The organism is Sphingomonas faeni, from assembly GCF_024273235.1.
Taxonomy (GTDB): Bacteria; Pseudomonadota; Alphaproteobacteria; order Sphingomonadales; family Sphingomonadaceae; genus Sphingomonas; species Sphingomonas faeni_A.
The window spans coordinates 87,833-112,590 of sequence record NZ_JANBVH010000004.1 but is presented as its reverse complement, the minus strand read 5'-3'; the positions used below and the strand labels follow the sequence as shown (position 1 = coordinate 112,590).

Here is a 24,758-nt window from a genome sequence, read left to right as displayed (position 1 = left end):
AATTTGATATGCGTCTGCAGCGTTCCTACATTGTTCCGTGTCGAGCCCGCCGTACTCATCAAATGGGAGGAGTAGATGCCTAACTATTCGCCCGCGGCCGTTGCAAATGCCTTCGCGGATCTGGCGGGCCACGCAATGCCGCAAATGAAGCTGCAAAAGCTGACGTACATCGCCGATGGCTGGAACTTGGCTATCGCAGGCGTCCCGCTGGTCGATGCCCAACCAGAAGCGTGGGACAATGGCCCAGTCTTCCGGTCTATCTGGAATCGATTACGGGATCTCGGCAGCGCGAGCGGCAAGGTTCGCGATTACGATGGATCTACGCCGACAGCGGCTTTTACCGATCCGGAGCGTGCCGTGGTCCAACACGTCTGGAATAAGTACGGGCAGAAGAGCGCGCGGGAGTTGTCCGATCTGACGCATCAACCCAACACGCCCTGGTCCCGGTCGTATTATGGCCGCGGGCGTAACGCGGTTATTCCAAACGAGGACATCCGCGCGCATTATCTGGCGCTCGCTCAGGCAGGGCGGATCCTGGCCTGACCACCGCGGGCGATCTTCCGGAGTTCGTGCCTTCAATCGAACGTGCGTCACTCGATGATCTCGACCGGGCGCCAGTCAGCCTGCCGATCACTCAGCCGATCGATTACAAGGGCGAACTGGAAACGCTCCGCGAGCGTTTCAACGAGGTTACAGCAGACAAGGAAAAACTTCAGCAGGATTTCGAGGATCTTCGCCGCAGTAGCACCACCGTAGCCGAACTCGACAAGCTGATCGCACCGTCCGCCAACAAGGCGTTCCGTTATATGTCGGCCTACTCTGCCGGCTCGTTCGCTTTACTCGTGCTCGACGGCAGTCATTGGCGCGGCTTCGATCTGGACGAAAGCGTGCTTGATCTGCTGGTCGGTAGTACCGCCGTCACGGTACTCGGACTTGTCGGCATGGTTTTGACGGGCATTTTCGTCGGCGCCCGCAAAGCAATCAATAAAACTAGTTAGCGTCGGACGCGACCGGCAATACCCTATCCGCACGTCAGCTGAACCTGTTGCGCCGGGCGGTCGAAGACGATGGCGGAGCAGCGATCGAGAAGGTCGGCGCCCAGTGTCAGGCGGTCGCGTTTGGGGTCGCGTTTGCCCTTGGCGGTGACGACGATCTCGTCGGGATCGGGTGGCGCCGCGTCGGCTTCGGGAATCGTGGCGGCGCTGCCGACGTCGCTGGTGCGGACGCCGAGCGTCGAGAGCAGCAGCGGTCCGACCGCGAGCGGGGTGGCGAGCGTCATCGTCCGTACCGGCCGCGCGATGCCGAACGCGATCTCGACCGGTTCGGCACTGCCCGTGAGCGTGCCGCGCTGTGCCTCGGCGATCAGCGACGCGGCGTTGGCGGTGACCGTGGTGCGCGGATGATAGGGGTCGAAGCGGATGCGGACGGGCTGGCCGCCGATCATGATCTGCGCGAACTCGCCCGACAGCCGCCCGAACAGGCCGCCGCCATCGACCATCGGCAGCGCGACCGTCCGTTCGCCCGCGCGGGGCGCATGGAGGGCGATGCGCACGACCGGTTCCGGGAGCGATCCCGGCCCGATGCTGCCATCGCCGACGGTCGCATAGGCACGGCCGATCCAGCGCGCGTCGATCGCCACCTTCTTGCGGCTGGGAAAGCCGATCCGGCGTTTCACGCGGGTGGCCCCGAGCGTCATCGGCCGCACGGTCGTAGCCTGCATCGCGCCCTGCCCGCCTACCGAATAGCCGAGCTCCATCATCCCGCCTTTCAACCCGAGCCGGTCGGCGGCGGCGGTGGTCATCAGGACGAGCCCGGGAGCGCCGGGATCGACGCGCAGCGTGACCGGCATGCCGTCGATCGTCGCGGCGATCATGCCACCGATGGGCACGTCGCGAACCGGCACGTCCTTGTCGGCGGCGGAGGCCGGGCTTCCGATCGGGAGGAGCGCGACCGAGAGGAACGCCGCGACACCGCCGCGAGCAATTGAGCCTGTCACGCCATTTCTCCTGAACCAATGCGAAGGGTGTTGCACATCGTGACGCGGCCGCAACGATTTTCCGGGCGGGAATGAATGTATGCGCGCCCTCGACGGGGCGGCATGCCGCGCCTAGATCGCTTGGCAATGGCACTCGACCCTCTTCCCGATCTCCAGCGCATCTTTGGCTTTCCTGATTTTCGTGGCGTGCAGCGCGATGTCGTTGATCGGGTGCTTGCGGGGCAGCGGACTCTGGCGGTCATGCCGACGGGGGCGGGGAAGTCGCTGTGTTATCAGTTGCCGGCGACGATGCTGGAGGGGACGTGCGTGGTCGTGTCGCCGCTGATCGCGTTGATGCACGACCAGTTGCGCGCCGCGACGGCGGTCGGGATCAAGGCGGCGACCTTGACCAGCGTCGATACCAATCGCGAGGAGACGATCGCACGGTTTCGGGCGGGGGATCTCGACCTGCTGTACGTCGCGCCGGAGCGGGCTTCGAACGAGAGTTTTCGGAACCTGCTCAGCCAGGCCAAGCTCAGCTTGTTTGCGATCGACGAGGCGCATTGCGTCAGTGAGTGGGGGCATGATTTCCGGCCGGACTACCGGTTGCTGCGGCCGTTGCTCGACAGCTTTCCGGAGGTTCCGCGGCTGGCGCTGACGGCGACGGCGGATGCGCATACGCGGGCGGACATCCTCGAGCAGCTGGGGATTTCGCGCGAGGGGCTGATCGTATCGGGGTTCGACCGGCCAAACATCCGCTATGCGATTTCGGGGCGCGACAACGTCAATCGGCAGATCGCGGATATCCTGGAGAAGATCCCGGGGCCGGGGATCGTTTACGCACAGACGCGGGCGGCGACCGAGAAGCTGGCGGAGGCGCTGGGGCGGAGCGGGCGACCGACGCGGGCGTATCATGCCGGGCTCGATCCGCAGGTGCGCGCGAAGAACCAGGCGGATTTCGTCGCGAGCGAGGACATGGTGATCTGCGCCACGGTCGCGTTCGGGATGGGGATCGACAAGCCCGACGTTCGGTTCGTGTGCCATGCCGGGCTGCCGAAATCGATCGAGGCCTATTATCAGGAGACGGGGCGCGCGGGGCGTGACGGCGACCCGGCGATCGCGCATTTGTTCTGGGGCGCGGAGGATTTCGCGCGCGCGCGGCAGCGGATCGGCGAGGTCGAGCCCGAGCGGCAGGCTGGCGAGCGCCAACGGCTGACGGCGATGGGCGGGCTGGTCGAGACGGCCGGGTGCCGGCGGCGGATCCTGCTCAAGCATTTCGGCGAGGACCGCCAGGAGGATTGCGGGAATTGCGACAATTGCCTCGGCAATGTCGATGCGGTGGACGCGACCGAGACCGCGCGGAAATTCCTGTCAGCGGTGTTCCGGACCGGGCAGATGTTCGGCGTCGGCTATATCGAGGGGATCCTGACGGGGGTGTCGTCGGAACGCAGCCTGATGAACGGGCATGAGGCGCTGTCGGTGTACGGGATCGTCGAGGGCGACGAGGTGGCGTTGCTGAAGCCCGTGTCACGCGCGCTGATGCTGAAAGATGCTTTGCGCACCAATCCGCATGGCGGCCTGGAGTTCGGGCCGGCGGCGAAGGCGATACTCAAGGGCGAGGCGACGGTTTCGATCGTCGTGCCGCCCAAGCGGGAGCGGCGGCGCAAGGCTGCGCCGGGCGCGACCCCGAACCCGGTCGACGATCCGCTGTTCGAGGCCTTGCGGGTACGCCGGCGCGATCTGGCGAAGGAGGCGGGCGTTCCGCCGTATGTGATCTTCCACGATTCGGTGCTGCGTGACATGGCGGCGCAGCGGCCGGCGTCGCGGGCGGCGCTCGCGGTGCTTTCAGGCATTGGCGCGCGGAAACTCGACGCCTATGGGGATGCCTTCCTCCAGGTGATCCGCGAGTCCGCATGATACGGCACATCAACGAAAGCATTTCGGTCGCGCCGCAGATCGCGGTCGAGCAGGTCGCGGACATCGCCGCGGCGGGGTTCAAGACGATCGTCAACAACCGGCCGGACGACGAGGATGCGGGGCAGCCTTCGGGCGACTCGATCCGCGCGGCGGCTGAGGCTGCGGGGCTGCGTTATGTCGCGATTCCGGTGACGCATGCGGGGTTTTCGCATCCACAGATCGACGCGATGACGCAGGCGCTGGTCGATGCGGACGGGCCGGTGCTGGCGTATTGCCGGTCGGGGACGCGGAGCTGCAATCTGTGGGCGCTGGCGGCGGCGAAGGCGGGGCGGAATCCGAACCTGCTTTTGGCGCAGGCCGAGGACGCCGGGTATGATTTGCGCGGGATTCGACCGATGCTGGACGCGCTCGCAGGGCCGCGATGACGCCTGCGATCGTCGGCGGCGTCGTGGCTGCCGTGGTGGTTCTGCTTGGCGCCTTGAGCTGGGTGGTCGTGCGGATGCGGCGGGTCGTGAAGATCGAGACGCCCGAGGAAGCGGCGGAGGCGGCGCAAGCGCAGCTTGCCGGGTTCGCGGTGGCGGGCGCGGTGGTCGGGGCGGATGGCCGGGGGGCGCTTGCCGTTGCCGACGATGGGCGCGTGGCGGCGGTGAAGCGGATCGGGAAGCGGCTGGCGGTGCGCGAGGTTTCCTGGCGGACGGTGCGGGCGACGCGGGAGGGGATCTTGGTGGAGACCGGGGACCGGGCGCTGGGGGCCGTGATGCTGGCGCAGGTCGATGTGCTGGATATCCGGCGATTGGCGCCCAAGGGAGTTCGGGTTTAGCCGGGGGCTTTCGTTGAGGTTGCGGGTTGGGCTTGGGCTTGGGCTTGGGCTTGGGCTTGGGCCAACCTCCGCGACCCTGTCCCGTTCGCCCAGCCCGCTCCCTCGCCGGTTCGTCCTGTCCGCCCCCCCCGTTCGTCCTGAGTAGCTGCTGAGCTTGTCGAAGCGGCGTATCGAAGGAAGGGTTGGGATGTGGAACCTCTGCTTCGATACGCGCCCTCGATACGCGCCTTGCGGCGCTGCTCGGTCGCTACTCAGCACGAACGGTGGGGGGACGGCGAGAGTCCTTTCCGCCCGGCTCGTCCCTTTGGGCTCCCCCACCTCGATCGGTTCGTGATGCCGGTCCCTTAAAACGAGCTTCGTCATGCCGGACTGGTTCCGGCATCCACCGTTCCGCGTATTCGATGGACTTGAGTGTGCGGGACGGTGGACCCCGGAACGAGTCCGGGGTGAGTCGGGGAAATCGCGCTCGAAACGATATTTCCTTGAGGACATAGCATAGCGCCAATACCTCCCCGGCGGAGGCCGGGGCCCAATTGGGCAACGGTGCTGAGGACGGCTGCGCTCCGTGATTGCGACCTTTCCAATTGGGCCCCGGCCTTCGCCGGGGAGGTGCATTTTGGTAGAGTCCGATAGGCGCCAAACCAGTCTGATCGATGAGCGATCGGTGAGAATGCTTCACGCCCGCTGCGCCATTGTTTCCCCGCGAAGGCGGGGATTCAGGCTGGGCTCCCGCCTTCGCGGGAGAACATAGTAGGTGTCCCCGCCTCCAACTCCGCCGCTTCTCTCACTCCCGCTACCACTACCCCCCCACTCCAGACCTCCAGACCTCGATCGAAGTCCCACTTCGGTCGACGCAAAAAAAGGCCCGGTGTGTTGCCACACCGAGCCAAGGTTGTCCGCAGGAGGAACGTCGTGGGTGCGGGCTCGGGTGGCCCGCTACCGATCAGTTGTAGGCGCGCTCGCCGTGTTCGCCGATGTCGAGACCCTCGTGCTCGACTTCCGGCGAGACCCGCAGGCCGGTGACGGCCTTGGCGATGTAGATCGCGATCGTGGTGCCGATCGTGGCCCAGATGATCGTCACGATCACCGCCTGGAGCTGCACGAACAGCTTGGCGCCCATCGCATAGTCCGCAGCCCCCGGCCCGCCGAGCGACGGGGCGTAGACCACCGCGGTGCCGATCGCGCCGACCATGCCGCCGATGCCGTGGATCCCGAAGGCGTCGAGCGAGTCGTCATAGCCGAGCATCGGCTTGAGCTTCGACACCGCCATGAAGCAGATCAGTGAGGCGATCGCGCCGAGGATGATCGCGCCGAACGGGCCGGAGTTGCCCGCGGCCGGCGTGACCGCGACGAGCCCGGCGACGATGCCCGAGCAGAAGCCCAAAGCCGAACCCTTGTGACCCGAGAGCTTCTCGGCAAGCATCCAGAACAGCGCGGCCGAGGCCGTGGCGACGAAGGTGTTGAGCATCGCGAGGGCGGCCGAGCCGTTCGCCTCGAGCGCGGAGCCTGCGTTGAAGCCGAACCAGCCCACCCAGAGCAGCCCGGTGCCGATCCCGGTCATGACCAGCGAATGCGGTGCCATCGGCTCCTTCGGATAGCCGATGCGCTTGCCGAGGATCAGGGCTGCGACCAGCGCCGAGACGCCGGCGTTGATGTGGACCACGGTGCCGCCGGCGAAATCGAGCGCGCCCGCCTTGAAGAAATACCCGCTCGATGCCCACACCATGTGTGCGATCGGGAAGTAGACGATCGTCAGCCAGACCAGGCCGAACACCATCACCGCCGAGAACTTCATGCGCTCGACGACCGAGCCCAGGACCAGCGCGATGGTGATCGCGGCGAAGGTCATCTGGAAGCAGATGAAGACATATTCGGGGATCTCGACGCCGGCGGTGAAGGTCGCCGCCTGCGAAGCGGGCGTGACGCCCTTCAGGAACGCCTTGTCGAAGCTGCCGATGAAGTTGCTGAGCAGCGGGTTGCTCACGTCCGGACCGAAGGCCAGCGTGTAGCCCCACATCACCCAGATGAGCATCGCGAGCGCCGCGACGGCGCCGATCTGAGTCATGGTCGACAGCATGTTCTTCGACCGGGTGAGGCCGCCGTAGAACAGCGCGAGGCCGGGCAGGATCATCATCAGGACGAGGACCGTCGAGGTCATCATCCAGGCGGTGTCGCCCTTGTTCACGGTCGCCACCACCGGTGCGGCCACGGGTGCCGCAACCTCTTGTGCCCAGGCGGGTGCGGCGGCGATCATCGCCGCTCCGAACCCTAGAACCGCCGAGGCGGCTGTCTTCATATCATGCTTCATCTCGTACCCCCCTCAGAGCGCTGAATCGTCGGTTTCGCCGGTGCGGATGCGAACCGCCTGGCCGACGTCTAGCACGAAGATCTTGCCGTCGCCGATCGCGCCGGTGTTTGCCGAGGCCTGGATCGCCTCGACCACGCGGTCGGACAGGCTGGCGGCGCAGACCACCTCGATCTTGATCTTGGGCACCATGTTGGTGCTGTACTCGGCCCCCCGATAGATCTCGGTCTGGCCCTTTTGACGGCCGAAACCCTTGACCTCGGTGACCGTCATGCCGGCCACGCCGATCGTGGTGAGCGCTTCGCGCACCTCGTCGAGCTTGAACGGCTTGATGATGGCAATGACGAGTTTCATCGCGGCCCTTCCCCCTTGTTACGGGAGATGCCTAGCAATGTGCGTGCCAGTTGGGGTGTGGAGGGGTGAGGTGTGCTCGGGGAGCGGGGAGCGGGGGTTTTGGGGTTAAAACTTGTGCAGTGCGGTGCGGGTGCTCGTTTTTTGGGCAGTATTGCCAGACACGCTGTTCTCCCGCGAAGGCGGGAGCCCAGGGTTACGAACGATGGCAATTGTGGTCCTGGGCCCCCGCTTTTGCGGGGGAACAGTTAGCGCGAGCGATCCGAGCGAGCCAAACTCAATGCCGAAAGTGGCGCATGCCGGTGAAGACCATCGCGAGGCCGGCTTCGTCCGCGGCCGCAATCACGTCGGCGTCGCGGATCGAGCCGCCGGGCTGGATCACCGCGGTCGCGCCGGCCTCGACCGCCGCCAGCAACCCGTCGGCGAAGGGGAAGAAGGCGTCGGAGGCGACCGCCGAACCGATCGTGCGCGGGGTGGACCAGCCGGCCTTTTCGGCTGCGTCCTTGGCTTTCCACGCCGCGATCCGTGCGGATTCGAGGCGGTTCATCTGGCCGGCGCCGATGCCCGCGGTGCTGCCGTCCTTGGCGTAGACGATCGCGTTGGACTTGGTGTGCTTGGCCACCGTCCAGGCGAAGCGGCAGTCGAGGAGTTCCTGCTCGGTCGGCTGGCGCTTGGTGACGACGGTCAACTCACCCGGCGTGCCGTTGTCGCGCCCCTGGACGAGCCAGCCGCCGGCGATCGACTTTGCCGTAAGGCCGGTGCGCGCGGGATCGGGGAGGTCGCCGGTCAGCAGCAGGCGGAGGTTCTTCTTGGCGGCGAACAGCGCGATCGCGTCGTCGTCCGCGTCGGGGGCGACGACGACTTCGGTGAAGATGCCGGTGATCGCGCGCGCGGTCTCTGCGTCGAGGCGACGGTTGACGGCGATGATGCCACCGAACGCCGACACCGTGTCGCAGGCGAACGCCGCGGCGTACGCTTCGGCGAGCGTGGCGGCGGTGGCGACGCCGCAGGGGTTGGCGTGCTTGACGATCACCACCGAGGGGGCGGCGTCGCGGAACTCTGCGATCAGTTCGAGCGCGGCGTCGGCGTCGTTGAGGTTGTTGTAGCTGAGCGCCTTGCCCTGGAGCTGGCGGGCTTGGCCGATGCCCTGGACGGAACCGGTCGCGGTGTAGAAGGCGGCGGACTGGTGGGGGTTTTCGCCGTAGCGCAAGCTGTCGCCGCGCTTGAGCGTGATCGGCAGGGTGGCGGGGAACTCCTCGGCCTGATCTACCGTGCCGAACCAGGTGGCGATGGCGGAATCATAGGCGGCGGTGGTGGCGAAGGCCTTTGCCGCGAGCTTCTTGCGGTCTTCGAGCGTGGTGGTGCCGCCCGAGACGAGCGCATAGTCGGCGGGGTCGGTGACGATCGCGACATAGGCGTGGTTCTTGGCGGCCGAACGCACCATGCTGGGGCCGCCGATGTCGATGTTCTCGATCACGGTGTCGCGGTCCGCGCCCTTCGCGACGGTGGCCTCGAACGGGTACAAGTTGACGATGACGAGGTCGATCGCGCCGATCTGGTGCTCGGCCATCGAGGCGGCGTGGCCGGCGTCGTCGCGCACCGCGAGCAGGCCGCCATGGACCATCGGGTGGAGCGTCTTGACGCGGCCGTCCATCATTTCGGGGAAGCCGGTGAGTTCCGACACATCGCGGACTTCTAGGCCGGCGGCGCGGAGGGCGGTTGCCGTGCCGCCGGTGGAGACGAGTTCGACGCCGTGGCTCGCGAGCGCCTTGCCGAGATCGACGATCCCGGTCTTGTCGGAAACGGACAGGAGCGCGCGCTTGATCGGGATGCTGGTCATGGGGAGTCTTTCGTCGGGAGTCGCCGTGCGGCGGTGCCTTAGCGTTGGTTGACGCTGGGGAACAGGGGGGCGGCGAAACAGGGCGCGCGCTTCTCCCCTCCCTGGAAGGGAGGGGTTGGGGGTGGGTCGGGTTCCGCGTGTTCGGACCGTGGTGGCTCGAGCGGGCCTACCCACCCCCGGCCCCTCCCTTTCAGGGAGGGGGGAAGAAGTCAGGCCTTCTTCAGCGCCCAGCTAACACTCGCGCCGCCGGCTGCCGCTTCGCCGGTGATCATCAGTTGCTGGGTCGCGACCGGGCGGCCGTCGGGGTCGATCCAGACGCTGTCCTCGACCACGAGCGCGCCGCCGCGGCAGCGGAATTGCCATAGGGGGCCGCCCGGCAAGCGCAGGATCGCACCGAGGCCGTCTGCCGTTGGGGATACCTGCACGCCTGCGCCCAAGTGGAAGCGGATCGCGAACAACGACAATCCGGTGCGACGTTTGCGGCCGTGCGGTAACAGCGCGTCCTCGCCGCGGAGCTCGCGGCCGTCACCGGTGAGCATCAGCTGACGGCGGTGGAGGAAGCCCCAGCGGCGGACGTAACCGTCGTGACTCGCCTCGATCCGGCTGGCGGCGTCCGATTCCTGGCGGCTGAGCTCGACCTCCGCAACGCCGAGGCCGAGCGTGCCATCGGCGTGGATCGCGGTGGAATTGCTGTCGGCGATCGTCAGCGTCGAATGCGCGGCAGTCGAGCGCAGGCCTTCGACCATCGCGGGCGGGAGCTGGGCGATGCCGGCTCTCGCGCCGCCGCAATTGACGACGATCCGCGCCGGGCCGTCCGAGAATTCGAACGCCAGCGTCGAGGCGCAGCCGCCTTCGACGAGGCGGGCGATCGGCGGTGGTGCGGCGTCCACGATCAGCACGGCGGTGCCGGCGGCGAGGCGTTGATAGCCCCAGTCGCGGGCTTGCCGTAAAGGACGCGTGCGGACGCCGCTGGCTTCGATGACCGCGGCGACCTGCGTCTCGGTGGTGGGCCCGCCGCCCTGCCAGCTCGACAGCCCGCGATCGGCGTGCGCGACGCCGAGCAGGGCGGCGACCATCCGGGTGAGCGTGACCGCGACCGTCTCGGGCAGTTCGGCGCTGCGCGCGGCGTAGCTTTCCTGAAGCAACGTCAGCAGCTGGATCGAGTCGAGCAGCATCGCCGGGCTGCGCGAGACCGAGCCGCCGTCGTCGAACAACCCGGTGCCGAGCGCGCGGAGCAGGCCGGCTTCACCGAACGCCTGGCGTGGCTCGCCGCCGGGGATCAGCAGGCCGGCGGCGACGACTCCACACCACGCGGCGATACGGGGGGCGCCCGCCGGTGCCTTGTCGGCGGTGCGATCGAGGTGGAGCGCGCCCTTCGCGAGCGCGTTCAGCACCTTGGAGCGGTAGATCTGGTCGGAGGACGACAGGATCAGCGGCGCGTGCGCGGTCCAGGCGAGGATGCGGCGCCCCCACATGTCGGGGCGCCACGCGATCCCCCCCTGGGTGTCGGCGTGCGCGGTCAGCCAGAGGCCCATGAGGTATTCGGCGATCGGTGCGCCGCGCGAGCGGGTCGCGACCGTCGACAGGTCGCGCAGCCAGGCGAAACCGTGGAAATATTCGGCGAAGGGTTTGGGGAGCGGCTTCGAGAGATCGAGCGTCTCGATGTCGCGTGCCTCGCCGCGGAACGAAAGGACGCCTTCCAGCAGCATCGTGCCGCGGGGAATGTCACCGAGGATGGGGTCGTCGGGGACCGCGATCAGCTTCAGCGGATAACGCCCCTTGAGGCGGAGCGTGTGGAGCGGGGTGCGCCACGTGAGGCGGTGGAAACGCTCGGCCAGGCGATCGGCGAGCGACAGCCCCTTGTCGCCGCCGAGCCGGATCAGGCGGCGACCTTCCTCGATCCCGTCGGGCGCGGGATCGGTTACTGGATCACGCGTGTCGTTCACCCCCGCAACGCGGCGATGTTGGCGGCATAGTGATCGGGACCGCCGCGGAAGACCGAGGTGCCGGCGACCAGCGCGTCGGCGCCCGCCTCGATGCAGCGCTTGGCCCATTCGGCATCGACGCCGCCATCGACTTCGAGATCGATGTCGCGGCCGCTCTTCTCGATCATAGTGCGGATCGCCGAGATCTTCTTGAGCTGGCTCGGGATGAAGCTCTGGCCGCCGAAGCCCGGGTTGACGCTCATCACCAGCACGAGGTCGACCATGTCCATGAGGTAGTCGAGCATCTTGGCGGGGGTGCCGGGGCAGATCACCACGCCCGCGCGTTTGCCGAGGCCCTTGATGTGCTGGAGCGAGCGGTGGATGTGCGGGCCGGCCTCGTAATGCACGGTGATGCAGTCGGCGCCGGCCTCCGCGAACGCGTCGAGATACGCGTCGACGGGCGAGATCATCAAATGGACGTCGAACGGCTTGGTCGTGACGCCGCGCACCGACTTCATGACCGCGGGGCCGAACGAGATGTTGGGGACGAAATGGCCGTCCATCACGTCGATATGGATCCAGTCGGCGCCGGCCGCGTCGATGGCGCGGACTTCCTCGCCGAGTTTCGAGAAGTCGGCGGAGAGGATGGAGGGGGCGATGCGGACGGGTTGCATGATTGTGTCCTAGCGCGGGATTTGCGTGGTGCGAAGGGTTTGGTTTTCGCCCCTCCCTGGAAGGGAGGGGTTGGGGGTGGGTCGGGTTCCGCTTGGTCGTGCGGTAGTGACTTGAGCGGGCCTACCCACCCCCGGCCCCTCCCTTTCAGGGAGGGGGGGAGATGGGGGTCAGCTACGTTTCAGGCGGGCGATGAAGAAACCGTCGCAGCCGCCTTGGTCCGCCAGCATGCCGGGGAGCGTGCGGATCGTGCCGGTTTCCGTCGGAGTGATGCCGGCGGGGAGTTCGGACTGGTCTACCGGGGCGATCGTGTAGTCGCTGCGCGCGGAGAGGAACGCGTCGAGCTGTGCTTCGCCTTCAGAGGGTTCGAGCGAGCACGTGGCGTACACCAACGTGCCGCCGGACTTCACCCAGTCGGCCGCGCGCGCGAAAATCCGCGCCTGCAATGCCGCGGTCTCGGCGATGATCGAGGGGCGGACGCGGTGGAGGACGTCGGGGTGGCGGCGGAAGATGCCCGTGGCGCTGCACGGTGCGTCGATCAGGATCGCGTCGGCGGGCTCGGTCGGCGCCCATTCGAGGATGTCAGCGTTGACGACTTCGGCCTTCAGGTGCGTGCGGTAGAGGTTCTCGCGCAGGCGCTTGATGCGGCTCTGCGAATTGTCGACCGAGGTGACGGTCCAGCCGGCGCTCGCGAGTTGCAGCGTCTTGCCGCCTGGGGCTGCGCAGAGATCAAGCACATGGCCCTCCCCTTTGCCGAGCAACCGCGCGGGGAGCGAGGCGGCGATGTCCTGCACCCACCACGCGCCGTCGCCGAACCCTGCCATGTCGGGGACCGAGTCGTGGTCGCCGAGACGGAGATGGCCGGGCATGAAGCTTTCGCCGCCGAGCTTCTCGCGCCAGCCTTCGGTCTCGGACGGGTCGGCGATCGTCAGGTCGAGCGGCGGCACCTGGGCGATCGCGCGGCCGGCGGCGTCGACCATTTCCTCGCCCCATGCCGCCTCCCAGCGCAGCTCGACCGGGGCCGGCAGCGTCGGCACCTCGGGGAGCAGCATGTTGGCGCGGAACAGCGTGCCGAACACGCCGTGGACCAGTTTGCGCGGGCCGCCGTCGACCAAAGGCAGCACGGTCGAGATCGCGGCGTGCGAGGGCGTGCCGAGGATCAGCACCTGGACGAGGGCGATGCGGAGCGCCATCCGCGCCTTCGCATCGTCGGGCAGGTTGGTCTTGGTGACCAAATCGATCATCGCGTCGAGATCGGGGAGGCGGCGCAGCGTCTCGGCGGCGATCGCGTGCGCCAGACCGCGGTCTGGGCCGTGGATCGCGCGGGTCGCAGCGGGGAGTGCGGATTCGAGCGACTCGCCGCGACGCAGGACGGCGTCGAGCAGGCGGAGCGCGGCGCGGCGGGTCGGGACGCCGAGCGGTTCGGGGGCGTGGGTGTAGTCGGGCATCTAAGGTCCTTCGCGTTCGGTTTGCCGCGCGGCTGTCATGGCAAAATCGCGTGGCAACGCCCATGTGGCGGTTACGACGCCAACACGCAAATCCGGAGAGCGACGATGGGCCAGCGCCCCGATCATGTGAAGCCACCCGAATATCTCGCCAAGACCACGCCGGTGCCGAAACCCGAGCCGATCGTGCCGGACAAGGATCCCGAACCGCGCGATCCGACGCGCTATGGGGATTGGGAGCTGAAGGGCATGGCGATCGATTTCTGAGGGGGCGTGATCCGCCCTACTTCCACCCCGGCGGAGGCGGGGCCCAAGTGGAGAGGTGGTCGTAACGTAGCGCCGCCCTTCGTTAGCGACGTTGCCCAATTGGGCCCCGGCCTTCGCCGGGGTGGTGTCTCGTTGTTGCGAGCGGCGCACGCAAATCTGCGGCAGCGGTCCTGACGCAGGCGGAACGATTTACCCGGCGGCGCGTCGCGGTAACATGAGGGGATACTTCGAGAAACGCTGGGTGAAAATCACCGGCATCGTCGTCGCGAGCGTGCTCGTGCTGGGGCTGGTGGGGTTTGCCGCGTTTCCGTGGGGATCGCTGAAGGGCGTGATCGAGCGACAGCTGACCGCGCGGTTCGGGCGGCCGGTGACGATCGGCGGGATCGAGCGGGTCGATGCGTTCGGGTTCAACCCGACGATCCGGATCACCGATGTGCGGATTCCGCAGGCCGACTGGGCGGGCAAGGGCGATTTCGTCGATCTTCGCGAGGCCGAGGCGACGTTTTCCGGGCTCGCGCTGCTGAAGGGCGCGTTCGGGCCACGCGACGTGAAGGCGCGCGGGCTGCATCTGGTACTGGTGCGCGACAGGAACGGCCGGACCAACTGGGAGCGGCCGGGCAAGCCCAAGGGCGGCGGCAGTTCGACCGATCTCGAGGGACTGACGATCAGCGACAGCGTGATCGAGTATCGCGACGACAAGCAGGATCGCTTCGTCAAAGCGCGGTTCGCGTCGGATCCGGTGCACGGGATCCGGGCGAACGGGACGGGCACGATCCGCGGCGCGGCGGTGCGGATCGGCGTCGCGGGGCCGTCGGTCGAGAAATTTCACGGCAAACCCTGGCCGTTCACCGCCTCGATCGATGGCGACAAGCTGTCGGTGACCGCCAAGGGCCTCATGGACCGGCCGCTCGACACCGATGCGATGACGCTGGATGTCACGGCACGCGCGTCCGATCTGAAGCTGATCGACGCGGTGATCGAGGCGGGGCTGTTCCGCACGCAGCCGGTGTCGTTCAGCGCGCATGTCCGCCACGACCAGCCGAAATGGACGATCACGCGGCTGAAGGGCGTGGTCGGGCGCTCCGATTTCTCAGGCCACGTGACCGTCGACAAGCAGGCGGGGCGCAGCAAGGTGAACGGCGACATCGTCTCGCGGCAGTTCGATTTCGGTGATCTGGCGTCGGACGAGGGCAAGGCCGAGGGCGACGCGCTGGAACGTCGGATCGGGCCGCGGCTGGTGCCAAACACACGGATCGATATCGGCAAGATCGATACGACGGACGCGCGGATGGGGTTTCGGATCGGGCGGATCGTCAGTGCCAAGGGTGCGTCGCCGATCCTCGCCGCGAAGGGCGTGCTGGCGATCGATCATCAGCTGCTGACGCTGAGGGAGTTGGTCGCGCGGCTGTCGCATGGCAACGTCACGGGCACGGTGACGGTCGACCAGCGCGGTGACCGGAAGGTGCCGATCGTCGATATCGACCTGCGGTTGCGCGGGAGCAGCGTGCAGGATCTGGCGGGCGGCGGCGGCGATTTCAGCGGTAACGTCAGCGCGCGGGTGCGGCTGAAGGGGCCGGGCGAGACGATCCGCGCCGCCGTCGGGCGGTCCAACGGGACGATCGGGTTCGTCGCGCGGGATGGTCAGTTGCCGCAGGGAATCGCCGCCGCGCTCGGGTTCGATGCGGCGCGGGCGTTGCTGGCGAAGGATGGCGAGCGCGCGGGGCTGCGGTGCGTGGTGCTGAAGCTGGACGTGACGGGCGGGCGCGGGCGGGTCGATCCGATGATCGTCGACACGACGGCGAGCCAGTTGCGCGGGGCTGGGAGTGTGGTGTTCCCGGGAGAGACGTTGGATATCCGGCTGACCGGCGCGCCGAAACGCGATGCGCTGCTGCGGTTGCCGGGGGCGGCGTACATGACGGGGACGATCGAGCGGCCGAATGTCACGATCCCGCCCGAGGTGAAGTCGGTGGGGAATATCTTCAAGGCGATCGGGCGGGCGATTTCGGGGACGCAGGGCCCGGTCGCGGGGGATGCGGATTGCTCGGGACTGGCGGCGCGGGTGTTGCGGTGAGCGCTTGATCCTCCCCCGCCAGGGGGAGGTGGCTGGCGCTTGCCAGACGGAGGGGGAGGAAAGGGAAACGCAGGTTCCGTGTCCTCCCCCTCCGTCACCTTCGGTGCCACCTCCCCCTGGCGGGGGAGGATCGAGAGGTCAGTTCGCCCTTGTTCTCCCGCGAAGGCGGGAGCCTAGTCTGGGTCCCCGCCTTCGCGGGGAAACAGTCTTAGCCTGCCTCGCCTTTTAGCGGCCGCGCTAGGAGATCGCCGATGACGTCGCTTACCGGGGCACCTTCCAACAGTCGGCAGACGGCTTCGGTGATGGGCATGTCGACGCCGGCGTCTCGCGCAGCTTCGCGGAGGACGGGGGCGGTGAAGGCACCTTCTGCGACGGTGTGGCGGTCGGCGAGCAGCGTTGCGGCGGAGTCGCCTCTCCCCAAACCGACGCCGAGCGAGAAATTGCGGGAGCTGGTCGAGGAGCAGGTCAGGACCAGGTCGCCCAGCCCCGAAAGCCCGGCGAGCGTTTCCGCGCGGGCGCCCCGGGCCAGGCCGAAGCGGGTCATTTCGGCGAACCCTCTTGCGATCAGGGCGGCGCGGGCGTTCTGGCCTAGCCCTGCCCCCTCGACGACCCCGCAGCCGATTGCGAGGACGTTCTTCACCGCGCCGCCGATCTCCGCGCCGGCGACGTCGGTCGAGGCGTAGGTGCGGAAATGGCGCGCGGCCAACCACGCGGCGAGGCGCTCGCCGAGGTCGGCATCCTCGCAGGCGAGCGTGACGGCGGTGGGCAATCCGGCGGCGACTTCGTGCGCGAACGTGGGTCCGGAGAGGACGGCGATCGGCGCGTCCGGGTGGACGGCGCGCGCGACTTCGCCGACGAGCCGCTTGCTGCCGGCCTCGATGCCCTTGGCGCACAGGACGAGCGGGATGCGGCCGACCGGGGCGGCGGCGAGGACGCTGCCGACGTGCTGCGCGGGGGCGACGACGAGGATCGCGTCCATGTCGGCGAGCGCGGCGAGGTCGTCGGTCGCGCGGATCGTCGGGGAGAGTGCGACGCCGGCGAGGAACAGCGCGTTCTCGTGGCGCGCGTTGATCGAGTCGACCACGGCGGTTTCGCGCGCCCAGAGGATGACGTCGCGGCCTTCATGCGCGGCGACCTGTGCGAGTGCGGTGCCCCAGGCCCCGCCGCCGATGACGCCAATTTTCATGCCTTCACTCCTGCGCCACGCACCGCTTCGGCGGTCGGATCGAGCGGCCAACGTGGACGCGCGGCGACGTCGAGCGGGTCGGTGAGGCCGGCGGTGAAGCGCTCGGCGCCCGCCCAGCCGATCATCGCCGCGTTGTCGGTGCAGAGCCACAAGGGCGGCGCGACGAAGCGGAGGCCGTGGTCGCTGGCGAGTTTCTGCAACGCGCCCCGGACCGCGGTGTTCGCAGCGACTCCGCCGGCGACGACGAGCGCGGTGGGGCGGCGGGTGTGTGCGCCATCCCTACCCCCGTCCGCTTCGAGCGCAGTCGAGAAGTCGCCGCGTGGGAGCGGTGTCTCGACTTCGCTCGACACGAACGGTAATTTTTGCAGCGCCCTGGTCGTGCGGTCGATCAGGCAGTCGACGACCGCGGCCTGGAACGAGGCGGCGAGGTCCTCGGGCGAATATTGGCCGACGACGCGGGCGACCGCGCTCTTCAGGCCGGCGAACGAGAAATGCGGTTCGACCGAGCCTTTCAGCGGGCGCGGCAAGGGGACCGCCTTCGGGTTGCCGAGCGCGGCGGCGCGTTCGACCGCGGGGCCACCGGGGAAGCCCAGGCCGAGCAGCTTGGCGGTCTTGTCGAAGGCTTCGCCTGCCGCGTCGTCGATCGTCGTGGCGAGACGGCGATACGCGCCGACGCCCTCGACCAGCAGCAACTGGCAATGCCCGCCAGAGACGAGCAACAGCAGATACGGAAATTCCAAGTCGGGATCGGACAGCCGCGGCGAGAGCGCGTGGCCTTCGAGATGGTTGACCGCAATCAACGGTTTCCCCGCGGCGTGGGCGAGCGCCTTGCCGGTGACAAGCCCCACCATGACGCCGCCGATCAGGCCCGGGCCCGCGGTCGCGGCGATCGCATCGACATCGGCGAGCGTCAGTTTCGCGTCGGCGAGGGCCGCGACGATCAGCGGCTCGAGCGCCTCGACATGCGCGCGCGCGGCGATTTCGGGGACGACGCCGCCGAACGGCGCATGCGCGGCTTCCTGCCCGAGCAGGCGGTGCGCGAGGACTTGGCGGTCGCCGGTGACGAGCGCGGCGGCGGTTTCGTCGCAGGAGGATTCGATACCGAGGATGATCATCATACACCTGTATAGGGGTGCGCGAAGCTTGTCGAAGCCCCGCCCTTTCTGCATGGCGCGCAGGATGACTCGTTTTCGGCTCGGTACGCGCGGTTCGCCGCTGGCGCTCACCCAGGCGGGCATGGTGCGCGATGCACTGTGCGCGGCGCATGGCTGGTCGCCCGAGCGGATCGAGATCGTCGTGATCCGCACCACCGGCGACCGCGTGCAGGATCGCGCGCTGGCCGAGATCGGCGGCAAGGCGCTGTGGACCAAGGAACTCGATCGCGCGCTGCACGACGGCGACATCGATTGCGCGGTGCATTCGATGAAGGATGTCGAGACGATCCGACCCAGCACGCTGAAGATCGCGGCGATGCTGCCGCGTGCCGACGTGCGCGACCGGCTGATCGGCGCGGAGACGCTCGCCGATCTGCGCCAGGGTGCGGTGGTGGGGACGAGTTCGCCGCGGCGGCGCGCGCAGATGCTGCGGCTGCGCCCCGACCTGGAGATCGTGCTGATCCGCGGCAATGTCGATACGCGGCTCGGCCGGGTCGCGAGCGGCGAGATGGATGCGACGCTGCTGGCAGCGGCGGGGCTCGACCGGCTCGGGCGCGACGACGGCCATGCGATTCCGACCGATGTGATGCTGCCGGCACCTGCCCAAGGTGCGGTCGGCGTCGAAGTGCTCGCCGGGAGCCCGGCGGGCGAGATCGTCGCGGCGATCGACCACCATGATACGAGTGCGTGCGTGCTGACCGAGCGCGCGCTGCTCGCGCGGCTCGGGGCGGATTGCCATTCGCCGGTCGCGGCGCTCGCGTCGCTGGCGGGCGAGACGCTGACGTTGCGCGCCGAGCTGATCGCCGAGGACGGGTCCTGCGACGTCGCGGGATCGATCGAGGGGACGATCGACGACGATCTCGGGACAGCGCTCGCGGAGGATCTGCTCGCGCGCGCGCCGGCCAGCGTCCGGCGACTGTTCGCCGCATGATGCTCCGATGACCCGCATGGTCGTGGTGCTGCGGCCGGAGCCCGGCAACACGCGCACCGCGACGGCGCTGCGCACCCACGGGCTGGAAGCGCGGCAGGTTCCGCTGTTCGCAGTGGTGCCGGTCTATTGGACGCCGCCCAATCCGACCGGGTTCGACGGCCTGCTGCTGACGAGCGCGAACGCGGTGCGGCATGGTGGCACCGGACTGGACCTGTTCAAGCGGTTGCCGGTCGTCGCGGTCGGCCCGGCGACGGCGGCGGCGGCGAGCGGGGCCGGGTTCGCGGTCGCGGTGACGGGCGGCGAGGATGCACGCGCGGCGGTGGCCAAGGCGCGGGACCGGGGGTTCGCGCGGTTGCTGCATCTCGCCGGACGCGAGCGGGCGCCGACCGAGGACGGCGTCGAGGCGGTCACCGTCTATGCGAGCGAGGCCGTACCGGTGCCGGCGGACGTCGTGCGGTCGTTCGAGGATGCGTTGGTCCTGGTGCATTCCGCGCGCGCCGCCACGCGACTGGCCGAGCTGGTCGATGGGGCGGACGCGGATCGCTCGCGCATCGCGCTGGTCGCGATCAGCCGGGCGGTCGGCGACGCGGCCGGGACGGGCTGGGGCGACGTCGCGATCGCCCCGGAACCGAGCGATTCGGCGATCGTCGCGATGGCCGCTGCGTCCGCGAACACACGCGCGATTGACCAGCGCGCGCGCGGCGGGGATAAGCACGCCATGAGCGACTACGTGCCGACCGATCGCCCACGGGCACGCGGACCCAGAATGGGTGTCATCCTTGCGCTGGTGGGCCTTGCCTTCATCGCCGGCCTCGCGCTGATGGCGTATGCGGCCAAGACCGTGCCGTGGTTCGGTTTCACCCGTTCGACCGCCGCCGCGACGACGGCGCAGCAAAAGGCGTCGTCGTCCGCGACCGGCTATATCCCGTCGCAGCCGCTGGGCCCCGACGGCGAGCCGCAGGCGGCCGCGCCGGTCGATACCGCGGTGCTGGCGACGCGCGAGGCGACGCTGGCGGCGCAACTGGCCGCGCTCGAGGCGCGCACCGCGGCGATCACGACGGATGCGAATGCGGCCGGCGGACAGGCGACGCGTGCGGAAGGGCTGATGGTCGCGTTCGCGGCACGCCGTGCGCTCGATCGCGGGGTCGGGCTCGGCTATCTCGAGGAGCAGTTGCGGCTGCGCTTCGGCCAGGCCCAGCCGCGCGCGACGATGCTGCTGATCCAGGCCGCGCGCCAGCCGGTGACGCTGGAGGACCTGCGCCAGGGCCTCGACACGATCGCGCCCGATATCACGACCTCGACCGGCGAAGGCTGGCTCGACACGATCCAGCACCAGATCGATTCGCTGGTGGTGCTGCGCAAGGCCGGTACGCCGTCGCCGATGCCCGCCGACCGCCTCGCGCGCGTGCGCCGGTTGCTCGAAGCGGGCCAGGTCGAGGCGGCACGGGCCGAGGTCGCGCGCTTGCCGGGTGCGGCGCAGGCCAGCAACTGGATGGACGCCGCGCGGCGCTATGTCACCGCACGCCAGGCGCTCGACGTGATCGAGAACACCGCGCTGATCGGCCAGGCCAGCCAGCCGCAGCCGGCGCCGGTGGTGATCCCGACGCCGGTCCCCGAGGTTGCCGTACCAGAGACGTCCGACATCGGCGGCGTTTGAAGCTCGGGCGTTTCTGCCGTCCCAATGTAGTTTCGACGCATTAGATTTACGCATCAAAATCAGGTGGCGTTTTCAGCCGTTCTTAGCTGATGCAAAACTTGTGATTTTTGCATCATTGGTCAAAGCGAACGTTGGGTGTAGCATTGCTTTCCAATGAGCCAACGCCCTCACTTCCTTGATAGGACCAGTCTGGTCTGGGCCGTGGCCGGAACCTTGGTAAGTTTGCTCATCCATGTAGGCGGCTGGGCATATACAGGTTCCATCGCACCTCGATGCGCACCTTCTGACTCGATGGCGCATTGTACTTCAATCTGGGTACTTTCAGCACTTACGCTCGTGCCACCGGTCATTATTGTCTTCATTCTTGCGCGCGATCGAAGGTCACGCTGAACGGCCACATTGGAATCAGGTGCTTGACCGCTTCACGCCATTTCTGATGGAAAAGATCGCTCTGAACGAATGGCTGCTTTTGAGGGCTCCGATTTTTAACTCGGGCATTCGGATGTCGGCGACATCGGCCCGTTAGCTCGGCGGTTCGCTAATGAAACCGATCATTCTCGCTTCCGTACCCTTTAGGCGCTCCACTAGGCACTGAGCTTGTTCTGCGTGGGCTGGTGAATACCCTCGAAATCCAACGGCCTTCGGGTCCGATTTTGAAATGTATGCATCTGCTGCGCCACATGCCGCTTTCGCCGCTTCGAAGGCGGACGGAGTGAATGCGCTTCGTGACGCAGCGCAGCCGTTCGTCGCTGAAGTCATTATAATAGCAAGGACGACGATCGTCGTCAGAGGATGGGATCGATCCGTCATACAAGGAAGCTGAACGAGCGACCGCTCTTGAGCAAGCGCCATGAGTCCCGCTGCGACTGAAGATGGGCGTAAGCATACGGATCCTCCCTCAGGCGGAAACGCGCTCGATCAGCGCCATTGCCGCGTGGGGGGCGCGGACCTTGGCGCCGTTGATGAAGAAGACGAACGTCTCGCGGGGGGTCTTCGCCGGGGCGGTGTCATCGACATAGGGCAGGCCTTCCGGTCGACCGCCAGCGGCCCAGGTCTTTGCCTTGGCGGCCCAGTCGTCGAGCGCGGTCGGGGCGTAGCCGGCGACGAAACGCTCCTCGGCATCCTCGAGCCGGGCATAGACGAAATCGCCGGTGACATCGGCGATCGCGGGGTATTCGGCGGACTGCGCGAACACGATCGCGACGCCCGCATCGCGGCACATCGCGACGAATTCCGGCACCGCGAAACTTTCGTGCCGGACCTGGATCGCGTGGCGCAGAACGAGTCCGTCCTGCCTGGCGGGCAGCAGTTTCAGGAACGCGGCGAAGTCGTCGGCGTCGAATTTCTTGGTTGCCATGAACTGCCACAGGATCGGTCCGAGCCGGTCGCCCAGTTCGACGATGCCCTGCCCGGTGAACTTGGCGATCGATTCGCCGGCGTCGGCCAGCACCTTGCGGTTGGTGCAATAGCGCGAGGCCTTCAGCGCGAAGACGAAGCCGTCGGGCACTGCCTTGGCCCAGGACGCGAAGGTCGCGGGCTTCTGGCTGCCGTAATAGGTGCCGTTGATCTCGATCGCGGTGACGCGTTCGGCGGCATAGTCCAGCTCGCGCTTCTGCGGCCATTTCTCCGGGTAGAAGGTCCCGCGCCACGGCTCGTAGGTCCAGCCGCCAATACCGATTCTGATCGTCATGACGGCGAGTGTAGCGCTGTCGGGACCCGCTTGGCGATGGTTCAGGCGATTTGGCCTTCAGGCGATTTCGAGGATCGCGGTCTTCACCTGCGCCGAACTCGGCCCGGCCATGATCGTGAACAGCCCCGGCTCGACGACCTCGCGCATGTCGACGTCCCAGAGTGCGAACGCGTCCGGCCCGAGCGTGAAGCGCAAAGTCCGCCGCTCGCCGGGCGCCAGCGTCACGCGTTCGAACCCCTTCAATTCCATCACCGGGCGCGCGACCGACGATACCTGGTCGCGGACATACACCTGCACGACCTCGTCGCCGGCGCGTTGCCCGATATTGGCGACGTCGACCTCGACCCCGACGCTGCCGGCGATGCCGATCTTCGCCGCCGACAGCCGCGGTGCGCTGACCTCGAAGCGCGTGTAGCTGAGCCCGTGCCCGAACGGGAACAACGGCGCCGTCTCCGCGAACAGGTAGCCGCGCTGCGTCGACGGCTTGCGGTTATAGTAGAACGGCACCTGGCCGACTTCGCGCACCACGGTGACGGGCAGCTTGGCGCCGGGATTGATCCGCCCGAACAGCGCCTCGGCCATCGCGGTGCCGCCCTCCTGCCCCGGATACCAGCATTCGAGGACCGCGTTCGCCTTCGCGATCACGCTGGGCCAGCTCGGCGGACGGCCGTTGATCGCGGCGATCACGATCGGCTTGCCGAGCGCATGCAGCGCCTCGAACAGCGCGTTCTGCTCGCCGAGCAGGTCGAGCGTGGTGCGATCACCGAGGTGGTTCGCCGAGAAGCCCTCGCGGCTGGTCTGCTCGGTATCACCGATCGCAAGGATGATCGTATCGGCGCCGCGTGCGACCTCGATCGCCTCGGCGATCAACGCGCGGTTCCTGGCGGGATCGGCGAGCAGCACCTCGTCCTGCGACCGGTCCTCGCTCTGGGTGATGAAAACGCCCTGCGCATGGAGGACCGTCGCCGCGCCGCCGACCAGCGCGCGCACGCCGTCGAGCAGCGATACCGTCTGGCGTGGCGGCGCGGAATAGCCGCCGAGCCGGGCGATCGCCGCGTTCGGGCCAATCACCGCGATCCGGCCCTTGGGCGCGAGCGGCAGCGTGCCGTCGTTGGTCAGCAGGCACATCGATTTGCGCGCGGCCTCCAGCGCGACGCCGCGCGCTTCGGCATTGCCGGTCAGGCGCGCGGCGGCGCGGGCATCGACCGTCGGCTCCTCGAACAGCCCGGCGCGGAACTTCAGCGCGAGTATCCGCGCGCACGCCGCGTCGACCGCCGCGATCGGCACGGTTCCCGCGCGGACCTGTGCGGGCAATGTCCGGAACGCGATCCCGTCCGGCAGCGCGCTGTCCACGCCCGCCTCCAGCGCCAGTTTCGCCGCCCCGTTCAGGTCGCGCGCGATGTGGTGGATCGTGTCGAGTTCCTCGATCGCGCCGTAATCGCTGACGATCGCACCCGAAAATCCCCATTCGCCGCGCAGCACGTCGCCGAGCAGCCAGCGGTTCGCATGGCTCGGCACGCCGTCCATCTCGTTATAGGACGGCATCACAGCGCCGATCCCGGTCCGTGTCACGACCGCGCGGAACGGCGGGAAGAAGCTCTCGCGCAGTTCGCGCTCGCCGATCGGTGCGGGGCCGATATTGTTGCCCGCCTGGGGCTGGCCGTGGCCGGTCATGTGCTTCAGCGTCGCGAAGACCTTGCCGGGTGCGAGCGTCGTGCTGTCGCCCTGCAGCCCCTCGACCGCGGCGACGCCCATCTCGCCGCACAGATACGGGTCCTCGCCGAACGTCTCCTCGATCCGGCCCCAGCGCGGATCGCGCGCGATATCGACGACCGGCGACAGCGAGAGGTGGCTGCCGTGCGCGCGCACCTCGCGACCGATGATCACCTGCGCGCGGCGCATCAGGTCGCGGTCGAACGCGCCGGCCATGCCGATCGCCTGCGGGAACATCGTCGCGTCGGGCGCCATATAGCCGTGCAGCGATTCCTCGTGGAAGATCACCGGGATGCCGAGCCGCGTACCGCGTGCCCAGCGCTGGACCGCGTTGACGAACGCGATCGTCGAGGCCGTTCCGCGCCACGCCGCCCCGGTGCCGCCGGCGACGGCCGCGATCGAGGGACCGCCGCGCTTGTCGGATGGTCGCGTGACCTGCCCGAAGCCCGCAGGATACGCCGCGGTCGCCCGCGCCGGATCGAAATCGAGCCCGCCCGGAGTCATCACGTCCGCCTTGGTCGCCCACAGCGAAATGGTCTGGCCAACTTTTTCCTCCAGCGTCATCCGCGCCATCAGGTCGCGGACCCGGAGGTCGACCGGCGCGCGTGCGTCGCGGTAGATCGGGGTCGCCGCCGCGGCCTGCGCGACACCGGGGACGAGCCCCACGATCGAGGCCGAGCCGAGCAGACCGAAAAGGTCGCGTCGCGTCGGCATCGCGGCTGGCATCATGGTCGGCGCGATCGCTGCAGTGTTCGTATCGGCCAAGATTGTCTCCTAATTTGAAACGCGGCATTGCTGTCGAAGCCGTCGTCGTGATAGCGATAACATGGCTGATCATC

The 24,758-nt window shown here is 68.1% G+C and carries 20 protein-coding genes; 9 read left to right on the top strand and 11 right to left on the bottom strand.

The features are described from left to right. Nucleotides 1-75: 75 nt before the first annotated feature. Nucleotides 76-543, top strand: a complete 468-nt coding sequence (locus NLI89_RS03225; protein ID WP_254685701.1) for a Panacea domain-containing protein — start codon at nt 76-78, stop codon at nt 541-543. A gap of 26 nt (nt 544-569) precedes the next feature. After that, nucleotides 570-998: a hypothetical protein gene (locus NLI89_RS03220; RefSeq protein ID WP_254685700.1), complete on the top strand. Its 429-nt coding sequence runs from the start codon at nt 570-572 to the stop codon at nt 996-998. 23 nt (nt 999-1,021) lie between these two features. Here NLI89_RS03220 and NLI89_RS03215 read toward each other — a convergent pair whose 3' ends face one another. After that, on the bottom strand, nt 1,022-1,996 hold the full coding sequence (locus NLI89_RS03215; protein WP_254685699.1) for a hypothetical protein: 975 nt from the start codon (nt 1,994-1,996) through the stop codon (nt 1,022-1,024). Between the two features lie 126 nt (nt 1,997-2,122). Here NLI89_RS03215 and recQ point away from each other — a divergent pair, with 126 nt between their 5' ends. Genes recQ through NLI89_RS03200 form a run of 3 tightly spaced genes read left to right on the top strand, consistent with a single transcriptional unit; the run spans nt 2,123 to nt 4,712 of the window. Continuing rightward, nucleotides 2,123-3,892 carry a DNA helicase RecQ gene (gene recQ / locus NLI89_RS03210; RefSeq protein ID WP_254685698.1) on the top strand — a complete coding sequence of 590 codons (1,770 nt, stop codon included), beginning with the start codon at nt 2,123-2,125 and terminating at the stop codon, nt 3,890-3,892. After that, nucleotides 3,889-4,317, top strand: coding sequence for a TIGR01244 family sulfur transferase (locus tag NLI89_RS03205; RefSeq protein WP_254685697.1), 429 nt, complete (start codon nt 3,889-3,891; stop codon nt 4,315-4,317). The genes recQ and NLI89_RS03205 overlap by 4 nt, the downstream gene beginning before the upstream one ends. Next, nucleotides 4,314-4,712 carry a hypothetical protein gene (locus NLI89_RS03200; RefSeq protein ID WP_254685696.1) on the top strand — a complete coding sequence of 133 codons (399 nt, stop codon included), beginning with the start codon at nt 4,314-4,316 and terminating at the stop codon, nt 4,710-4,712. The genes NLI89_RS03205 and NLI89_RS03200 overlap by 4 nt, the downstream gene beginning before the upstream one ends. Nucleotides 4,713-5,655: 943 nt before the next feature. Here NLI89_RS03200 and NLI89_RS03195 read toward each other — a convergent pair. From NLI89_RS03195 to NLI89_RS03170, 6 genes are all read right to left on the bottom strand, one after another. Beyond that, nucleotides 5,656-7,020: an ammonium transporter gene (locus NLI89_RS03195; RefSeq protein WP_254685695.1), complete on the bottom strand. Its 1,365-nt coding sequence runs from the start codon at nt 7,018-7,020 to the stop codon at nt 5,656-5,658. A gap of 12 nt (nt 7,021-7,032) precedes the next feature. After that, a complete protein-coding gene (locus NLI89_RS03190) occupies nt 7,033-7,371 on the bottom strand; it encodes a P-II family nitrogen regulator (RefSeq protein ID WP_056053652.1) in 339 nt (112 codons plus the stop codon). 274 nt (nt 7,372-7,645) lie between these two features. Next, nucleotides 7,646-9,208, bottom strand: coding sequence for a bifunctional phosphoribosylaminoimidazolecarboxamide formyltransferase/IMP cyclohydrolase (gene purH, locus NLI89_RS03185; RefSeq protein ID WP_254685694.1), 1,563 nt, complete (start codon nt 9,206-9,208; stop codon nt 7,646-7,648). Nucleotides 9,209-9,417: 209 nt separating this feature from the next. Next, on the bottom strand, nt 9,418-11,154 hold the full coding sequence (locus NLI89_RS03180; RefSeq protein WP_254685693.1) for a heparinase II/III family protein: 1,737 nt from the start codon (nt 11,152-11,154) through the stop codon (nt 9,418-9,420). Beyond that, nucleotides 11,151-11,807 carry a ribulose-phosphate 3-epimerase gene (rpe, locus tag NLI89_RS03175; RefSeq protein ID WP_254685692.1) on the bottom strand — a complete coding sequence of 219 codons (657 nt, stop codon included), beginning with the start codon at nt 11,805-11,807 and terminating at the stop codon, nt 11,151-11,153. The genes NLI89_RS03180 and rpe overlap by 4 nt, the downstream gene beginning before the upstream one ends. Nucleotides 11,808-11,975: 168 nt before the next feature. Then, nucleotides 11,976-13,253, bottom strand: coding sequence for an RsmB/NOP family class I SAM-dependent RNA methyltransferase (locus NLI89_RS03170; RefSeq protein ID WP_254685691.1), 1,278 nt, complete (start codon nt 13,251-13,253; stop codon nt 11,976-11,978). Nucleotides 13,254-13,358: 105 nt separating this feature from the next. On the opposite strand from NLI89_RS03170, the gene NLI89_RS03165 reads away from it, so the two are divergent. Then, nucleotides 13,359-13,517 (top strand): DUF1674 domain-containing protein, encoded by a 159-nt coding sequence (locus NLI89_RS03165; protein ID WP_082445075.1) that lies wholly within the window; start codon nt 13,359-13,361, stop codon nt 13,515-13,517. A gap of 214 nt (nt 13,518-13,731) precedes the next feature. Next, nucleotides 13,732-15,588 carry an AsmA family protein gene (locus NLI89_RS03160; RefSeq protein WP_254685690.1) on the top strand — a complete coding sequence of 619 codons (1,857 nt, stop codon included), beginning with the start codon at nt 13,732-13,734 and terminating at the stop codon, nt 15,586-15,588. Nucleotides 15,589-15,796: 208 nt separating this feature from the next. Here the strand turns inward: NLI89_RS03160 and NLI89_RS03155 are convergent, their stop codons facing one another. After that, on the bottom strand, nt 15,797-16,774 hold the full coding sequence (locus tag NLI89_RS03155) for an NAD(P)H-dependent glycerol-3-phosphate dehydrogenase (protein ID WP_254685689.1): 978 nt from the start codon (nt 16,772-16,774) through the stop codon (nt 15,797-15,799). Beyond that, nucleotides 16,771-17,892, bottom strand: a complete 1,122-nt coding sequence (gene tsaD / locus NLI89_RS03150; RefSeq protein ID WP_254685688.1) for a tRNA (adenosine(37)-N6)-threonylcarbamoyltransferase complex transferase subunit TsaD — start codon at nt 17,890-17,892, stop codon at nt 16,771-16,773. Before tsaD ends, NLI89_RS03155 begins: the two co-directional genes overlap by 4 nt. 61 nt (nt 17,893-17,953) lie before the next feature. Here tsaD and hemC point away from each other — a divergent pair, with 61 nt between their 5' ends. Together hemC and NLI89_RS03140 are read left to right on the top strand one after the other, a co-directional pair. Continuing rightward, nucleotides 17,954-18,859: a hydroxymethylbilane synthase gene (hemC, locus tag NLI89_RS03145; protein WP_254685687.1), complete on the top strand. Its 906-nt coding sequence runs from the start codon at nt 17,954-17,956 to the stop codon at nt 18,857-18,859. A gap of 7 nt (nt 18,860-18,866) precedes the next feature. Then, a complete protein-coding gene (locus NLI89_RS03140; RefSeq protein ID WP_254685686.1) occupies nt 18,867-20,516 on the top strand; it encodes a uroporphyrinogen-III synthase in 1,650 nt (549 codons plus the stop codon). An 898-nt stretch (nt 20,517-21,414) separates the two neighbouring features. Here NLI89_RS03140 and NLI89_RS03135 read toward each other — a convergent pair. Both NLI89_RS03135 and NLI89_RS03130 read right to left on the bottom strand, forming a co-directional pair. Beyond that, a complete protein-coding gene (locus NLI89_RS03135) occupies nt 21,415-22,206 on the bottom strand; it encodes a DUF72 domain-containing protein (protein WP_254685685.1) in 792 nt (263 codons plus the stop codon). Between the two features lie 57 nt (nt 22,207-22,263). Beyond that, a complete protein-coding gene (locus tag NLI89_RS03130; protein WP_254685760.1) occupies nt 22,264-24,633 on the bottom strand; it encodes a glycoside hydrolase family 3 N-terminal domain-containing protein in 2,370 nt (789 codons plus the stop codon). Nucleotides 24,634-24,758 lie beyond the last annotated feature (125 nt).

Excerpts from the sequence above, each read along its gene's own strand:
- NLI89_RS03225 (WP_254685701.1), top strand. The coding sequence starts at position 76 with ATGCCTAACTATTCGCCCGCGGCCGTTGCAAATGCCTTCGCGGATCTG.
- recQ (WP_254685698.1), top strand. The coding sequence starts at position 2,123 with ATGGCACTCGACCCTCTTCCCGATCTCCAGCGCATCTTTGGCTTTCCT.
- NLI89_RS03205 (WP_254685697.1), top strand. The coding sequence starts at position 3,889 with ATGATACGGCACATCAACGAAAGCATTTCGGTCGCGCCGCAGATCGCG.
- NLI89_RS03200 (WP_254685696.1), top strand. The coding sequence starts at position 4,314 with ATGACGCCTGCGATCGTCGGCGGCGTCGTGGCTGCCGTGGTGGTTCTG.
- NLI89_RS03195 (WP_254685695.1), bottom strand. The coding sequence starts at position 7,020 with ATGAAGCATGATATGAAGACAGCCGCCTCGGCGGTTCTAGGGTTCGGA.
- NLI89_RS03190 (WP_056053652.1), bottom strand. The coding sequence starts at position 7,371 with ATGAAACTCGTCATTGCCATCATCAAGCCGTTCAAGCTCGACGAGGTG.
- purH (WP_254685694.1), bottom strand. The coding sequence starts at position 9,208 with ATGACCAGCATCCCGATCAAGCGCGCGCTCCTGTCCGTTTCCGACAAG.
- rpe (WP_254685692.1), bottom strand. The coding sequence starts at position 11,807 with ATGCAACCCGTCCGCATCGCCCCCTCCATCCTCTCCGCCGACTTCTCG.
- NLI89_RS03170 (WP_254685691.1), bottom strand. The coding sequence starts at position 13,253 with ATGCCCGACTACACCCACGCCCCCGAACCGCTCGGCGTCCCGACCCGC.
- NLI89_RS03165 (WP_082445075.1), top strand. The coding sequence starts at position 13,359 with ATGGGCCAGCGCCCCGATCATGTGAAGCCACCCGAATATCTCGCCAAG.
- NLI89_RS03160 (WP_254685690.1), top strand. The coding sequence starts at position 13,732 with ATGAGGGGATACTTCGAGAAACGCTGGGTGAAAATCACCGGCATCGTC.
- NLI89_RS03155 (WP_254685689.1), bottom strand. The coding sequence starts at position 16,774 with ATGAAAATTGGCGTCATCGGCGGCGGGGCCTGGGGCACCGCACTCGCA.
- tsaD (WP_254685688.1), bottom strand. The coding sequence starts at position 17,892 with ATGATGATCATCCTCGGTATCGAATCCTCCTGCGACGAAACCGCCGCC.
- hemC (WP_254685687.1), top strand. The coding sequence starts at position 17,954 with ATGACTCGTTTTCGGCTCGGTACGCGCGGTTCGCCGCTGGCGCTCACC.
- NLI89_RS03140 (WP_254685686.1), top strand. The coding sequence starts at position 18,867 with ATGACCCGCATGGTCGTGGTGCTGCGGCCGGAGCCCGGCAACACGCGC.
- NLI89_RS03135 (WP_254685685.1), bottom strand. The coding sequence starts at position 22,206 with ATGACGATCAGAATCGGTATTGGCGGCTGGACCTACGAGCCGTGGCGC.
- NLI89_RS03130 (WP_254685760.1), bottom strand. The coding sequence starts at position 24,633 with ATGCCGACGCGACGCGACCTTTTCGGTCTGCTCGGCTCGGCCTCGATC.